This is a genomic window from Curtobacterium sp. MCSS17_008, assembly GCF_003234185.1.
GTDB lineage: Bacteria > Actinomycetota > Actinomycetes > Actinomycetales > Microbacteriaceae > Curtobacterium.
Map to the genome: position 1 here is coordinate 1 of NZ_QKSM01000011.1, position 13,425 is coordinate 13,425.

At 73.4% G+C, this 13,425-nt stretch carries 14 protein-coding genes; 3 read left to right on the forward strand and 11 right to left on the reverse strand.

The annotated features are described in order from the left end of the window. Positions 1-82: 82 nt before the first annotated feature. The 5 genes from DEJ23_RS11375 to msrA form a co-directional block, all read right to left on the reverse strand. Positions 83-1,114: an ADP-ribosylglycohydrolase family protein gene (locus DEJ23_RS11375; protein WP_111240377.1), complete on the reverse strand. Its 1,032-nt coding sequence runs from the start codon at positions 1,112-1,114 to the stop codon at positions 83-85. After that, positions 1,111-1,821 (reverse strand): GntR family transcriptional regulator, encoded by a 711-nt coding sequence (locus tag DEJ23_RS11380; protein ID WP_111240378.1) that lies wholly within the window; start codon positions 1,819-1,821, stop codon positions 1,111-1,113. The genes DEJ23_RS11375 and DEJ23_RS11380 overlap by 4 nt, the downstream gene beginning before the upstream one ends. Before the next feature lie 123 nt (positions 1,822-1,944). Next, positions 1,945-3,963, reverse strand: coding sequence for a glycogen debranching protein GlgX (gene glgX, locus DEJ23_RS11385; protein WP_111240379.1), 2,019 nt, complete (start codon positions 3,961-3,963; stop codon positions 1,945-1,947). A 73-nt stretch (positions 3,964-4,036) separates the two neighbouring features. Then, complete coding sequence (locus DEJ23_RS11390) at positions 4,037-4,768, reverse strand: OBAP family protein (RefSeq protein ID WP_258375480.1); 732 nt, start codon at positions 4,766-4,768, stop codon at positions 4,037-4,039. A gap of 146 nt (positions 4,769-4,914) precedes the next feature. Continuing rightward, positions 4,915-5,436, reverse strand: coding sequence for a peptide-methionine (S)-S-oxide reductase MsrA (gene msrA / locus DEJ23_RS11395; protein ID WP_111240381.1), 522 nt, complete (start codon positions 5,434-5,436; stop codon positions 4,915-4,917). Between the two features lie 220 nt (positions 5,437-5,656). On the opposite strand from msrA, the gene DEJ23_RS11400 reads away from it, so the two are divergent. Beyond that, entirely contained in the window at positions 5,657-5,917 is a 261-nt protein-coding gene (locus tag DEJ23_RS11400) for a hypothetical protein (RefSeq protein ID WP_111240382.1), read from the forward strand. Between the two features lie 170 nt (positions 5,918-6,087). Here the strand turns inward: DEJ23_RS11400 and DEJ23_RS11405 are convergent, their stop codons facing one another. Beyond that, positions 6,088-6,696: a TetR/AcrR family transcriptional regulator gene (locus DEJ23_RS11405; protein ID WP_181429234.1), complete on the reverse strand. Its 609-nt coding sequence runs from the start codon at positions 6,694-6,696 to the stop codon at positions 6,088-6,090. A gap of 79 nt (positions 6,697-6,775) precedes the next feature. Here DEJ23_RS11405 and DEJ23_RS11410 point away from each other — a divergent pair, with 79 nt between their 5' ends. Beyond that, positions 6,776-7,390, forward strand: coding sequence for a GNAT family N-acetyltransferase (locus tag DEJ23_RS11410; RefSeq protein WP_111240384.1), 615 nt, complete (start codon positions 6,776-6,778; stop codon positions 7,388-7,390). Positions 7,391-7,399: 9 nt separating this feature from the next. Here the strand turns inward: DEJ23_RS11410 and DEJ23_RS11415 are convergent, their stop codons facing one another. The 5 genes from DEJ23_RS11415 to aztB all read right to left on the reverse strand — a co-directional run bounded on the left by DEJ23_RS11415 (position 7,400) and on the right by aztB (position 12,744). Further along, a complete protein-coding gene (locus DEJ23_RS11415) occupies positions 7,400-8,422 on the reverse strand; it encodes an alpha/beta fold hydrolase (RefSeq protein ID WP_220034226.1) in 1,023 nt (340 codons plus the stop codon). A gap of 131 nt (positions 8,423-8,553) precedes the next feature. Beyond that, a complete protein-coding gene (locus DEJ23_RS11425) occupies positions 8,554-9,738 on the reverse strand; it encodes a hypothetical protein (RefSeq protein WP_111240452.1) in 1,185 nt (394 codons plus the stop codon). A gap of 26 nt (positions 9,739-9,764) precedes the next feature. Further along, on the reverse strand, positions 9,765-10,667 hold the full coding sequence (locus DEJ23_RS11430; RefSeq protein WP_111240453.1) for a metal ABC transporter substrate-binding protein: 903 nt from the start codon (positions 10,665-10,667) through the stop codon (positions 9,765-9,767). Further along, complete coding sequence (locus DEJ23_RS11435) at positions 10,667-11,857, reverse strand: ABC transporter (RefSeq protein WP_111240386.1); 1,191 nt, start codon at positions 11,855-11,857, stop codon at positions 10,667-10,669. The genes DEJ23_RS11430 and DEJ23_RS11435 overlap by 1 nt, the downstream gene beginning before the upstream one ends. Then, the gene (aztB, locus tag DEJ23_RS11440; RefSeq protein ID WP_111240387.1) at positions 11,854-12,744 is read right to left on the reverse strand and encodes a zinc ABC transporter permease AztB; all 891 of its coding nucleotides are present in this window, start codon (positions 12,742-12,744) and stop codon (positions 11,854-11,856) included. Before aztB ends, DEJ23_RS11435 begins: the two co-directional genes overlap by 4 nt. A gap of 50 nt (positions 12,745-12,794) precedes the next feature. On the opposite strand from aztB, the gene DEJ23_RS11445 reads away from it, so the two are divergent. Further along, the gene (locus tag DEJ23_RS11445; RefSeq protein WP_258375482.1) at positions 12,795-13,421 is read left to right on the forward strand and encodes a metal ABC transporter ATP-binding protein; all 627 of its coding nucleotides are present in this window, start codon (positions 12,795-12,797) and stop codon (positions 13,419-13,421) included. Positions 13,422-13,425: the final 4 nt, after the last annotated feature.

The following is a 13,425-nucleotide window of genomic DNA, read 5'->3' on the forward strand; positions in this document are numbered from 1 at the left end:
ACGGACTGCTCGCGCTCCGTCACCGGGCCTGACCCGACGCCGGGCGGTGGCGGAGGGGGGACCGCCACCGCCCGGCGTCGGGTCAGGCCCGGTGACGGAGCGCGAGCAGTCCGTCGACCAGCGGGCCGAGCTCGAGGTGGTTCACGGTCGTCACGGTCGTGACGGCGTCGGCGGGCCAGGCGTCCGGCCCGTGGACGGCACCGAGGACGGCACCGGCCATCGCGGCGACCGTGTCGGTGTCGCCGCCGATGGACGCGGCGGTGCACAGCGTCTCCCACGGGTCGAGGTCGAGCGCGACGAGGGCGAGCGCGGCGACGACGGACTCCTGGCTGGCGACGCTCGTGCCGATGAGGCGCGAGACCGCGTCGATCCGTCCGTCGGCGGGCACGGTCGGCAGGAAGCTGCGCGCCCACGCCGTCTTCGCGGCGATGTCGGCACCGGCGACCCAGTTGCCGCGTGCTGCGCCGATCGTCGCGGCCGCCACGGCGGCGTCGAGTGCCTCGGCGCGGGTGGCGCCGTCGACGCCCGCGCTCACCGCGGCGGCGACGGCGCTCGCACCGGCGATGCCGATGCCGGTGTCGTGCGTGACCCGGCTGGCGTCCTGCACGGCGTCGACCAGGTGTCCGAGGTCGCCGGACGGCACGGCGATGCCGACCGGGGCGATCCGCATCGCGGCGCCGTTCGTCGTGCCGGTCGATCCGGCCTCGGACGCGGGGACACCGTCGAGGATGCGCTGGACGGCGGTCTTCGTGCTCGGTCCGAGCAGGTCGAGCGAGCCCTTGGCCTCCATGTCGCGCTCCCACGCGATGAGCGCCTCGGCGAAGCGGGTGGGATCGAGCCGTCCGTCGCCCTCGAGCAGCAGCTCGGCGACCATCAGCGCCTGCTCGGTGTCGTCGGTGATCGTTCCGGCGGGCATGCCGGCGGCGATCCGCTGGTGCGGTCCGGCGTCCGCGAAGCCCGTGATCGTGCCGTGGTCGGCACGGATCTGCGCGAGGGACATCGACTGGGTCGGCATGCCGAGGGCGTCGCCGATCGCCAGTCCGGTCAGGGCGGCGAGGGCGTGGGAGGGGTGCTGGTGCACGGCGGGGTCCTGGTGGGTCGGGAGCGTGGTCATCGTGCCGTCCCGAAGCGCATGTGCAGCCGGAAGCGGTCGGGGTCGAGGAGGCTGTCGACGCGCTCGACGAACGCGCCCTCGCCGGTGCGGGAGATCCGGCGGCTGCGGAGGAACGGGGTGCCCTCGGCGCGCTCGAGCAGGTGGGCGTCCTCGCCCGCGAGCGGCACGACGTCGACCCACTGCTCGGCGCTCGCGGGGACGAGACCGGCCTCGGCGATGGTGGCGGTGAGCGAGCCGTCGACCAGGCCGTCGGCGGTCGCGGCCGCCAGGCGGCCGACGTACGGCAGGACGCTCCGCTCGAGCGACACGGGCCGTTCGCCGACGACGGTGCGGAGCCGGTCCACCGCCACGAAGGTCGCGTCCGACGCCTCCACCTCGGCCTGGAGGCCCGGGTCGTCCAGACGGGCGAGCCGCAGCACGCGGGTGGTCACCTCGGTGCCCGATGCGGCGATCGAGCGCGCCCAACCGCCGCGCGGGTCGAGCGCTGCGCCGTCGAACGTCACGACGGACCCGATGCCGCCGTGGATCGAGATGTACTCGTCGTCGGCCAGGTCGGCGAGGGCGGCGCGGACGGTGCCGCGGCTCACCGCGAAGCGGGCGGCGAGGTCGTGCTCACCGGGCAGGCGCTCGCCGGCGCGGTACCGGCCCGTCGCGATCGCGTCGCGGAGGGCGTCGGCGACGAGGCGTCGCTTCGATGAGACGGGCATGGACACGAGTGTACATGTACAAGTCCTGTCCAGTACAGGACCACCGTCACCGGACGAACGGGAGGCTCCCCACCGGACCGCGGTGGGGAGCCTCCCGTTCGTCCGTCTCCGGACCGTCTCAGCTCAGACCAGGGTGGTGAACGACGCGTCGCGCACGAGCAGCGTCGTCGCGTCGCCCTCGACCGCCTGGTCGTGGTCGCTCGACAGGCCGAGCGTCCAGCTGCCGCCGCCCGGGCGTTCCGGCAGGGTGAACTCGACGGTGGTGTCCGAGGCGTTCATCAGCACCGCGACCGTGTCGTCACCGCGCTGCAGCACGAGGATCACCGCACGGTTGCCGCCGTCGGCCCAGTCGCCGTCTTCGAACCCCTGCGCGTCGGCACGGAGCACCTGCACGGTCGAGTCCGAGTGGTCGGGCGCCGTGCGGTACCACTCCGGACGGAGCGCCTCGTGCTCCTTGCGGAACGCGATCGCCGCCGTGGTGAAGGCGAGCAGGTCCTGGTCCGCCGCCGCCCAGTCGAACCACGAGATCTCGTCGTCCTGGCAGTAGGCGTTGTTGTTGCCGCCCTGCGAGCGGGCGATCTCGTCGCCGCCCAGGACCATCGGGATGCCCGCGGACAGCATGAGCGTGCCGAGGAAGTTCCGGCGCTGGCGGTCGCGGTAGTCGTTGACCGCGCCGTCGTCGGTCGGGCCCTCGATGCCGCCGTTGAACGAGGTGTTGTTGCTCTCGCCGTCGTTGTTGTCCTCGCCGTTGGCCTCGTTGTGCTTCTCGGCGTACATCGTCAGGTCGGCCAGCGTGAAGCCGTCGTGCGCGGTGACGAAGTTGACCGAGCAGAGCGGCGAGCGACGGGAGCCCTCGTACACGTCGGGGGAGCCGAGCGTGCGCTGGACGGCGTCGCCGAGCGTGCCCTCGTCGCCGCGCCAGAACGCGCGGAGGTCGTCGCGGTACTTGCCGTTCCACTCCGACCAGTCGGCCGGGAAGCCGCCGACCTGGTAGCCCGCGGTGTCCCACGGCTCGGCGATCATCTTGACCTCGCGGAGCACCGGGTCCTGGTGGATGATGTCGAGGAACGCGGAGTGCTTCTCGGCCTCGCCGTCCTGGCGGGTCAGGGTCGTCGCGAGGTCGAAGCGGAAGCCGTCGACGTGCATCTCCTCGACCCAGTAGCGGAGCGAGTCGGTGATGAGCCCGAGCGCCGACGGGTGCGACACGTTGAGCGAGTTGCCCGTGCCGGTGGTGTCGAAGTAGTTCGCCTCGTCGCCCTCGACCAGGCGGTAGTAGGCCTGGTTGTCGATGCCCTTGAACGACAGCGTCGGGCCCATGTGGTTGCCCTCGGCCGTGTGGTTGTAGACGACGTCCATGATGACCTCGAGCCCCGCGGCGTGCAGGGCCTTGACCATCTCCTTGAACTCGGTGACCTGCTGGCCGGCCGTGCCCGAGGACGAGTACTCGTCGTGCGGGGCGAAGAAGCCGATGCTGTTGTAGCCCCAGTAGTTCCGCAGGCCCTTGTCGGCGAGCGTCGAGTCCTGCACGAACTGGTGCGTCGGCAGCAGCTCGACGGCCGTGACGCCGAGGTCGGTCAGGTGCTTGATCGCCGCCGGGTGCGCCAGGCCCGCGTAGGTGCCGCGGATCTCCTCGGGCACGTCGGGGTGCTGCTTCGTGAAGCCCTTGACGTGGACCTCGTAGACGACGGTGTCGCGGTACGGGGTGTGCAGGAGGGTGTCGCCCTCCCAGTCGAACGCGCGGTCGGCGACGACGGACTTCGGCATGGCGCTCGCCGAGTCGGTCTCGTCGATCTGCTCCGGGTCGTCCATGTCGTGGCCGAACAGGGCCTGGCCCCACTCGTACGAGCCGTCGACGGCGGTGGCGTACGGGTCGAGCAGGAGCTTGGCGGAGTTGTGCCGCAGGCCGTTCGCCGGGTCCCAGGCGCCGTGCACGCGGAAGCCGTAGCGGGTGCCGACGGTGACGTCCGGCACGACGTCGTGGAAGGTGTAGCCGGTGCGGTTGCGGAGCTCGGTGCGGTGTTCGGTGCCGTCCTCGTCGAAGCGGCAGAACTCCACCCGTTCGGCGGTGCTGGAGAAGAGCGCGACGTTGGCGCCGCCCTCGACGAGCGTGACGCCGAGCGGGGTGCGGGAGGAAGTGGTCATGATGCCCTTCTAGCGGTCGGTGTCTGTGCTCCGGCGCCGTCGGCGTACCCCGGACGTCAGAGTCGTCCCGGTGTCACGGCTGTCCGTCCTCCGCGTCCACGACGCCCGGCGTCGGGGTCGTGTCCGCGAAGTCGTCGCGCATCGTCCCCACGCCGTGCTGCGGGTGCGCCCGGTCGAGGTACTTCGCCCGCGAGGCCTTCCGCGGCTCCGGCTCGGTGCCCATCACCCGGTTGCGGTCCTGCTGCAGGGCGCTGTCGACCTCGCCCTCGCGGTTGAACGACCACATGAGCATCGGGTCGCCCGTCGGCAGCGGTTCGGCCGGGTGTGCGCCCATCGGTGTGCTGTGCCAGGTGTGCCAGGTCTTGCCGTAGGAGTTGACGAGGTGCCCCATGAGCTCGGTCTCGACGGCGATCGGCAGGCCGGGGGCGACGAGCTCGCCGGAGAACACCTCGTGGTTGTGCGGGTGCCACGAGGGCTGCTCGTCCTCGGGCAGGGATGCGAACAGCCGCTCGGACACGATGTACTCGATGCCGATGAGGTTCGCGTCCGCCGTGTTGCCGTCGAACAGCACGCACTGCAGCATCTCGCCGTTGACGACCTTGCAGTAGTGGTGCGCCTCCATCTGCAGGTCTGGTTCGCCCTTCACGCAGTGGAAGCCGACGACGTAGGCGTCGAAGCCCTTCAGCGGGGCGTGCTGCTGGAGCACAGCGGCGCCGCGGTCGAGGAGCGCGAGCTCGAAGCCCTTGCCCTCGCCGGGTGGGGTGGTGCCGGCCTTGCGGTCCGGTACTCCGGGTGTGATCGCCACGGTCGGCCTCCTCGCGTCGTGGGGTCCGACGCTGCCCCCGTCGCCCTGGCCGTCGACCCAGGACGTGACGGACGGGAGGCTCCCCACCGGACCGGTGGGGAGCCTCCCGTTCGTCATCGGGTCGCGTCGTCACGCGACCGTCGCGCTCACGCCGTGGCGGTCGCCTCGTCGCGGTGCGGCAGCTTCCAACCGGGCCGCACGAAGTGGCAGGTGTACCCGGCGGGGTACTTCTCGAGGTAGTCCTGGTGCTCCTCCTCGGCCTCCCAGAAGTCGCCCGCGGGCTCGACCTCGGTGACGACCTTGCCCGGCCAGATGCCCGAGGCGTCGACGTCGGCGATGGTGTCGAGCGCGACCTGGCGCTGCTCGTCGTTCGCGAAGAAGATCGCCGAGCGGTAGCTGCGACCGACGTCGTTGCCCTGCCGGTCCTTCGTGGACGGGTCGTGGATCTGGAAGAAGAACTCGAGCAGGTCCCGGTACGAGATCTGCGACGGGTCGAAGACGATCTCGACGGCCTCGGCGTGGTCGCCGTGGTTGCGGTAGGTGGCGTTCGGGGTGTCGCCACCCGAGTAGCCGACGCGCGTGCTGATGACTCCTGGACGGCGACGGAGGAGCTGCTGCGCTCCCCAGAAACACCCGCCGGCGAGGATGGCGGTCTCGGTCGTGGTCATGGTGGCCTCCTGGGGGTCGTGGCGCCGCTGGCTGCGGCATCACCGGGTGCAACCGGTGACCCGGGGCTGGTGTTCCCGGGCCGTCGATGCTGCCCCGCGGACCACCGCGCGAGCTGGGGACGCGGGCCAGTGTCCGCTGACCGACGCCGCGCCGGAGGGCGTCGCGAGCGTCGGATCGGTGGTCTACCATTCGAACACACGTTCGAATCGGGAGGTCGAGATGATGTTGACGCACGAGGTCGCCACGGTGTGGTGGGAGCGCGGCGTGCCGGACCGGATGGTGTGGCGGGACCGGCGCTGGCGGGTGAGCGACACCCCGACGCGCCTGACGGCGACGGCCGAGTTCCTGCCGTCGGCGATGACCCACGCCCCGGAGCGCACGGTGGGGTGGCGCTTCCAGGTCAGCGCCGAGGGTGACGCGGTCGTCGTCGACATCGTGCCCGAGGGGGACGGCTGGGTGGTGGCGCGCACCTGGCTGTGAGCGCGGTCGAGGCGCCGCCGCGACCCGGCACCGCGCCCGACAGCGGCGTCGGCGCGAGACGGTCCCCGATACGCGAGACGGTCCCGTTCCCGGCGGTGTCTCGCCGCGATCGCGGCGTTTCGCCGTGACGCCGGCGTCGTGCAGGGCGCCGGCGTCGCCGCTCGCCCGGGTCAGCGCGCGAGCGTGGTCGCCAGACCGCGGACGAGCAGCCGGCGGGCACGCTCGGTCGCGACGCCGTCGGGGTCGCTCCACGCCGCCCGACCGAGGCCGTCCACCAGGGCGAGCACGGCGTCCGCCGCCACCGCGGTCGGCTCCGCGAGCTCGACCCCGTGCCGCACGGTCCACCGGCTGATGCCGGCAGCGACCCCGTCGTGCCAGAGCGTGCGTTCCGCTGATGCGAGGGCGTCGTCGCCGTCGAGCGCGGTCCCGCTCACCGCCTCGAGCAGCCGGAACCGCTCGGGCTCCCGCCGCACCAGGTCGAGCCAGGCCCCGATCCCCGCGTCGAGCGCGCCGAGCAGGTCGTCGTGCGCGTCGGCCGCGGCGAGCACCCGCGGCAGGACGTCGCGCGCCTGCCGCTCGAGCAGCGCGACGACGAGGTTCCGTCGGGCTCCGAACACGTAGTGCACCACCCCGTGGGCGACCCCGGCCCGGTCGGCGACGGCCCGCGTCGTCAGGCCCGGCAGTCCCGACTCGCGGACGACCAGCGCGGCGGCGTCGAGGAGCTCGTCACGGCGGTCGGCGCGGCTCCGGTACCCGCGCGGATGCTGCTCCTCGATCACACAGGCAGCGTACGGCGTGACCCCAGGACTCCTCGGCATGCTGGATCTGGCCAGTTGGCCAGATCTGTGAGGAGTCCCGATGACGATCACCGTCCGTCCCGCATCCGAGTCCGAGCTGACCGCCGCCGCAGCCGTGCTGGCCGAGGCCTTCGCCGATGACCCGGTCCTGCTCGAGTTCCGTCCGCCGCGCCCCGGGGAGGACCGCGTCGCCGTGCTCTCCGACCTGTTCGCCGCGCTCGTCCGGTCGGTCCCCGCGACCTCGCGCGCCCTCGACGTCGCTGTCGACGGGCAGCGGATCGTCGGTGCCGCGCTCTGGGAGGCCCCGCGCCCGCACGCCGGCGCCGTCGAGGCCTTCGTCGCGCAGGCCCCGGCGTTCCTCCGGGTGCTCGGCGTCGGTGGGGCCTTGCGGGCGGTCCGGCACCTGCGCCGGATGGGCCGTGCGCGTCCCGCGGCCCCGCACTGGTACCTGGCGGAGATCGGGGTCGCGGCGGCCGCACGTGGTCGGGGCGTCGGGGGGCTCCTGATCGAGCATGCCCTCGACCGCGTCGACCGCCGCCGGCAGGACGCGTACCTGGAGTCGTCGACGCCGCACAACCGGCGGCTCTACCGGCGGCACGGGTTCGGCGACGGTGCTCCGATCACGGGCGTGGGGGCCGCCGCGCCGGTCTCGATGTGGCGGCCCGCGGTCGTGTGACCGGGGCGCTCACGGCGTCGGTCCGTCCCGCAGCTCCGTGATCAACGACCGGACCACGTCCGCGACCACGTCGGGCCGCTCGGTGGGGACCAGGTGGCCGCTGCCGTCGGCGACCACGAGGGCGCTGTCGGACGACAGTCGCAGCATGCGGCGCTGGCCGTCCTGCCAGATGGCCTCGAGGCGTCGTCCCGTCGCGGCGTCGATCCCGGCGGCGGCGTAGTCCTGGGGCACGCCGCGGGCGATCACCCGGACGGGGAGCGCGCCGAGGTCCTGGCCCCGCAGCGCTCGTTCCGTCGGTGCGATGTGGTCCGCCTCGGCCTGCTTCGTCGCGAAGTAGGTGGGCGAAGCGGTGACGTCGAGGAACTCGCGACGACCCGCCGGTGGCACCATCCCGTCGAGCAGGGCCCCTCCGCCGAGCCGCAGGGCACCGACGGCGTGGAGGGAGCGTCCCACCCACGGAGGGATCGTCCCCGCTCCGGCGCCGTCGGGCAGCAGGTGCGCGGTGCGCCGGGCGTCGTCCTCGGGGCGGGCGTCGACCAGCACGAGACCGGCGACCTCTCCGGGGTGTTCGCGCACGTACTCGCGGACGTAGAGCCCGCCGAGGCTGTGTCCGACCAGGACGTAGGGCCGTGGGGCGTCGATCCCGTGGAGCGCCGCGCGGAGGTCGTCGACGACCGCGCGGGCCGTCCTCGGTCGGGGTGAGCGCTCACTGCGCGCGATGCCGGCGCGGTCGTACGCCACCACGGTCGTCGTCGCTGCGAGGCGGTCCGTGACGGCCGCCCAGCCCGACGCCGCCTCGCCGCTGCCGGCCTCGAGGACGACCGTCGGGCCACCGGTGCCGCGCTGCACCACGTGGAGCCGGTGGCCGCCCACGTCGACCATGCGGCCCGGGGCCGGGTGCGCTGCGCGACCGGCTGCTGCACTGAGGTGCTCGTACCCGGCGCCGAGGAGGGGGACGAGGCAGAGGGCGGCGGCGATCAACGCCAGGGCGACTCGGCGCCGACGGGGTCTTCTGGGTACGACTGTGCTCACACAGGCCATGCTAGTACAGTCGTATCAAAACGGACCAGCGTCGTCCGCTGGCACGCCGAGCACCGGACGGACGGGAGGCGCGGTACCAGCCGGTACCGCGCCTCCCGTCCCCCAGGTGGTGCCGTCGACGGTCAGGCGACCGCGATCTCGTTCGGGATGCCCGGCAGCTCGTCGCTCGAGGCGACGACCTTCCCGGTGGTGAGGTCCACCGCGTGGAGCTTCTGCTCGGCGGGGTCGGTCACGTAGGCGACGTCACCCGCGACCTTGAGTGCGGGGTGGGCGTCCTGCCACTCGGCCGGACCCTCCCACGCGTCGATGACGTCGAACGTGTCGAGCGCCTCGCCGGTCTCGGGGTCGAAGGTGTGCAGGGCACCGTCGGAGCCGAGGATGACGGCCTCGTCGTCCGGACCGCGCGCGATGTCGCGGAAGGTGAAGCCGACGCCCTCCGGCATGTCGGCCAGGCGGTACTCGCCGGACGCGGCGTCGATCAGTGCGACCTGGTCGAGCAGGTAGCCCTCGCTGTCCGGGTCGTCGTTGTAGTCGCCGACCGCGATCGAGCTCGTCTCGGTGGTGAAGAGGTTGCCGGTGCGCCCGTACTCGGTCGGGGCGTCGATCTTCGTGAAGGCGCCGTCCTGGTAGACCAGGGCGCCGTCGGTGCAGCCGAAGACCGCGACCTCGTCCTTGACGGCCCCCTCGCCGTGCACGCTCGGGCACTCCTCGGAGCGGGTGAGCTCGTCGCCGTCCTCGTCGAGGGCGCGGACCCCGGTGCGCTCCTCCTCGGTGCCGATCGTGGTGAGGAGCGTGCCGTCCTCGAGCACGATCGCGACGCCGTGGTGGGCGGCCTCGGACTCCGTGGTCTCGACGTCGGGGAGCGTGTCGCCGTCGAGCTCGTCGTGGTCGAACACCGTGACGTCGCCGCTGCCGTCGGCGAAGAGCGCGGTCTTCTCGCCGTGCACCACCGCGTGTCCACCGGTGTCGGCCGGGAAGACCGCGTCGGTCAGGGCCGGCTCGGCGGCGGTGTCGAGGACCTGGAAGCCGTCGGGCACGGTGACCAGCACGTGCCGGCCGTCGCCGGCCGGGTTCACGCGGGTGAAGCCGTCGATGGCGTCGTCGGCGACGACCTGCAGGTCCTGGTCGAGGGTCAGCAGGCCGCCGTCGTAGGTGAGGACGATGCGGTCGCCGTCGACCGCCGCGGCCTTCGCGGTGCGGCTGCCCTCGGCCTCCGCGTCGGCGGACGTGGTCGAGCAGCCGGTGAGGACCAGGGCTGCGGCGCCGAGCAGGGCTGCGGGCGCGAGCGTGGTGCGCAGAGTTGTCATGCGGTTCACTGTACTGATTCTCATTCTCAATTAGAAATCGACAGGCCGTCGACGATCGCCGTCGTGTTCGACCGCATCATCCCCAGGTACGTCGACGCGGGGCCGTCCTCGGTCAGGGACTCGGTGGCGAGCGATCGGATCTCCACGTGCACGTCGACCTCGTCGGCCAGCACCTCGGCCAGGCGGGCGGGTTGCGACAGGTCGGCGAAGATCGTCGGGACGCCGGCCTCGTCGATCGCCCCTGCGAGGTCACGCAGGTCCGCCGCGCTCGGCGACGCCAGGGTGGTGCCGCTCGGGATCACGGCCCCGACGACCCGGAAGTCGTACCGGTCGGCCAGGTACCCGAAGACGTGGTGGTTCGTGACGAGGGCCCGGCGGTCGTCGGGGACGGCGTCGAACGCGTCGGACATCTCCGTGTCGAGGGTCCCGAGCTCGTCGAGGTACGCGTCCGTGCCGTCCGGCTCGACACCGGCGTCGCGGAGTGCACCGTCGAGCGCCTCGACGACGTCGACCATGCGCGCGGGGTCCGTCCACAGGTGCGGGTCCGGTCCGCTGTCGTCCTCGGTCGTCCACTCGAGCGCGTCCACGTGGTCGCCGGCGGTGAACACCGGGACGCCGTCGGACGCCGCGGCCTCCACGTGCCGGGCGACGCCCTCCTCGAGCCCGAGGCCGTTCTCGACCACCAGGTCGGCGGCACGGAGCCGGGCGGCCTCCTGCGCGGACACCTCGAAGGAGTGCGGGTCGGCACCCGGGGGCATGAGCACCATGACGTCGGCGCCCTCCCCGACGACCTCGCTCACGACGTCCCCGAGGATGTTCGTCGTCACGGCGACGAGCGGGCGGTCGGACCCGGCCGACGAGCAGCCCGCGGTGGCGGCGACGATCCCGGCGGCCAGGGCGAGCGCGGTGACGATCCGCGTGCGGCGCATCACAGCCCGACCTCGGCGAAGGCCACCGGCGCCGCGGGCAGGTCGATCGACCGGGCGATGCGGGCGCCGTCGGCGAAGTCGACCTCGTGCACCCGTGCACCGCTCGCGTCGGTCACGTACCCGCGCTGTGCGTCGAGCTGCAGGAGCGGCTGTTCGTCGGGGTCCACGAGGGGGTCGGTCGTGGCCACGGCGCCGGTCGACGCCGTCACGACGACGACCCGGCCCCGGTCGTCCACGGCGACGACGTGCTCGTCCTCGTCGTCGACCGCGGTCACCGCGCGCAGCGGGCGGTCGGTCTCGACCAGACGCCAGTCGCCCTCCCGGCTGTCGAGCAGCCAGAAGCCGCGGTCGCCGGCGATCCCGGCGACCGTCGGTCGACCTGCCCGTGCGGAGAACGCGGTGGGCCGCTCGGCCCCGGCGGGCAGCGCCACGGTCGACGTCTCCCCGGCCTCGTCGACGACCACGGCGCCGTCCGCGCAGCCGACGACGGCACCGGCGCGGGTGACGATGCCACCGGCGGGGTCGGCGCACGCCTGCTCCGTCCCCGTGGGTGTCCCCTCGCCGTCGAGCACGCGGACGCCGTCGGCAGTGCCCGCGACGAGCTGCTCGCCGAACGGCAGCAGGACGGTGGCGTCGACGCGGGCCGTCTCCTCGACGGAGCCCTGCCCGAGTGCCGCACGGTCGAGGACGACGGCCTCGCCGCGCTCCGGCCAGGTGATGGTCGTCATGGTCTCCGAGGAGTGGACCTCGACCGGGCCGCCGCCCTCGATGGTGTCGACCACCCGGGGCTCGGCCGCGTAGTAGTGCGTGTGGTCGCCGTGGTCGACCGTCCACGCCCCGCCGTCGACGATGGTGGTGCGCTCGTCGGTGCTGGTCACGAGGAACCGCCCGTCGGTGGCGGAGTGCTCCGGCGCGTCGACGCGGTCGAGGTCGGTGGTCTCGCCGCCGAGCAGGTCGTGGACGGCGGTCTCGCCGGTGGCGGACACGGCCAGGAGGCGCACCTGCGGCTCCTGGGCCTCGCTCGCCCCCTCGACGTAGCCGTGTGGCTTCGCGGTGCCGGTCGGGTCGTCGGCCGCCGGTCCGGTGGACCCGCTGGTCGAGCAGGCGGTCAGGCCGATCGCGAGACCGGCGGCGATCGCCGTGGTGGTCAGGAGGCGCGCCGGGGCGCGCCGGGTGGTGGGCTCGTTCATGCTCCCTCTCGTGGTGCTGGTGCTGGTGCTGGTGCTGGTGTCGGAGTGCGGGCCGGGCTGGGCCCGCGGAGCTGGTGGGGCACGAGGGCCGCGAGCCCCCGGGAGACGGGCACGGCGGCGACCGCGACCGCGGCGATGCTCGCGCCGGCGGCGGTGCCGGCGTGCCAGGAGACGAGCAGGCCGGCGGCGACCGCGACGGTGCCGATCACCGCGGCGAGGAGCATCGTCGAGCCGACCTGACGGGTCCAGGCGCGTGCGGCGGCGGCGGGGGCGAGCAGGAGCCCGACGACCAGGAGGGTGCCGACCGCCCGGTACGACGCGACGACGGCGAGCGTGACGAGCCCGATGAGCACGACCTCGGCCAGGCGTGGTCGGAGGCCGAGCGTCGCGGCCTTCCGCACGTCGAACGCCGCGGCGGTGAAGGCCCGGTGGAAGGCGGCGGCGAGCACGAGCGCGACCGCGACCGCGAGCGCGAGCCCGCCGAGGTCCGCGCGCGTCACGGCGAGCACGTCCCCGAACAGGATCGCCGTGACGTCGGTGGCGAAGGACCGCGACGACGACACGATGATGACCCCGAGCGCGAGCATCCCGACGAACAGCAGGCCGATCGACGTGTCGTACGACAGCCGGGCACGGCGCCGGAGTGCCCCGACGCCGAGCACCATCACGCCGGCACTCACCGCGGCGCCGAGCACCGCCGGGATCCCGGTGAGGGTGGCGACCGCGACGCCGGGCAGCATCCCGTGCGCCAGTGCCTCGCCGAGGAACGCCATGCCACGGACGAGCACCCAGGTGCCGACGACCGCGCAGAGGACCGCCGCCAGGGCGCCGCCGGTCAGCGCGCGCAGCATGAAGTCGACGGAGAACGGGTCGGTCAGCCAGGTCACGGTCCGAGACGCTACATGAAAACGACTATCGATACTGATAGCGTGCTCAGGTGCTCTCCACCGCCGTCACCCCTGCCCTCGAGGTCTCCGGACTGGTGGTCCGCCGCGGGGACCGGGCCGTGCTCGACGGGCTCACCGCGACCTTCCCCGCTGGTGTCGTCACGGCGTTGACCGGGGCCAACGGCTCCGGCAAGTCGACGTTGCTCGACGCGCTCGCCGGGGTGGTGACGATCGCCGGCGGGCGGGTGTCGGGCCTCCCGTCCGGAGGCGTCGCCTACGTGACCCAGGCCGTCCCGCCCACCGCGTTGCCGCTCACCGTGCGCTCGACCGTGACGATGGGTCGGTGGCGCGGGCGGGCCTGGTGGCGTCCCCTCGGGCGGGCCGACCGGACGATGGTCGAGTCGCAGCTCGACCGGATGGGCATCGCCGACCTCGCGGACCGGCCGCTCGACGAACTGTCCGGCGGACAGCGGCAGCGCACCCTCGTCGCGCTCGGTCTGGCGCAGCGTGCTCCCGTGCTACTCGTCGACGAACCGACGGCGGGGGTGGACGCAGCCTCGGCTGCACTCGTCACGGCGGCGCTCGCCGACGAGGCGGCCGCGGGCGTCGTCGTCGTGCACGCCGCGCACGACGCCGTCGCGATCGCCGCTGCCGACCGGGTCGTGGCCCTGGGCTGACGCA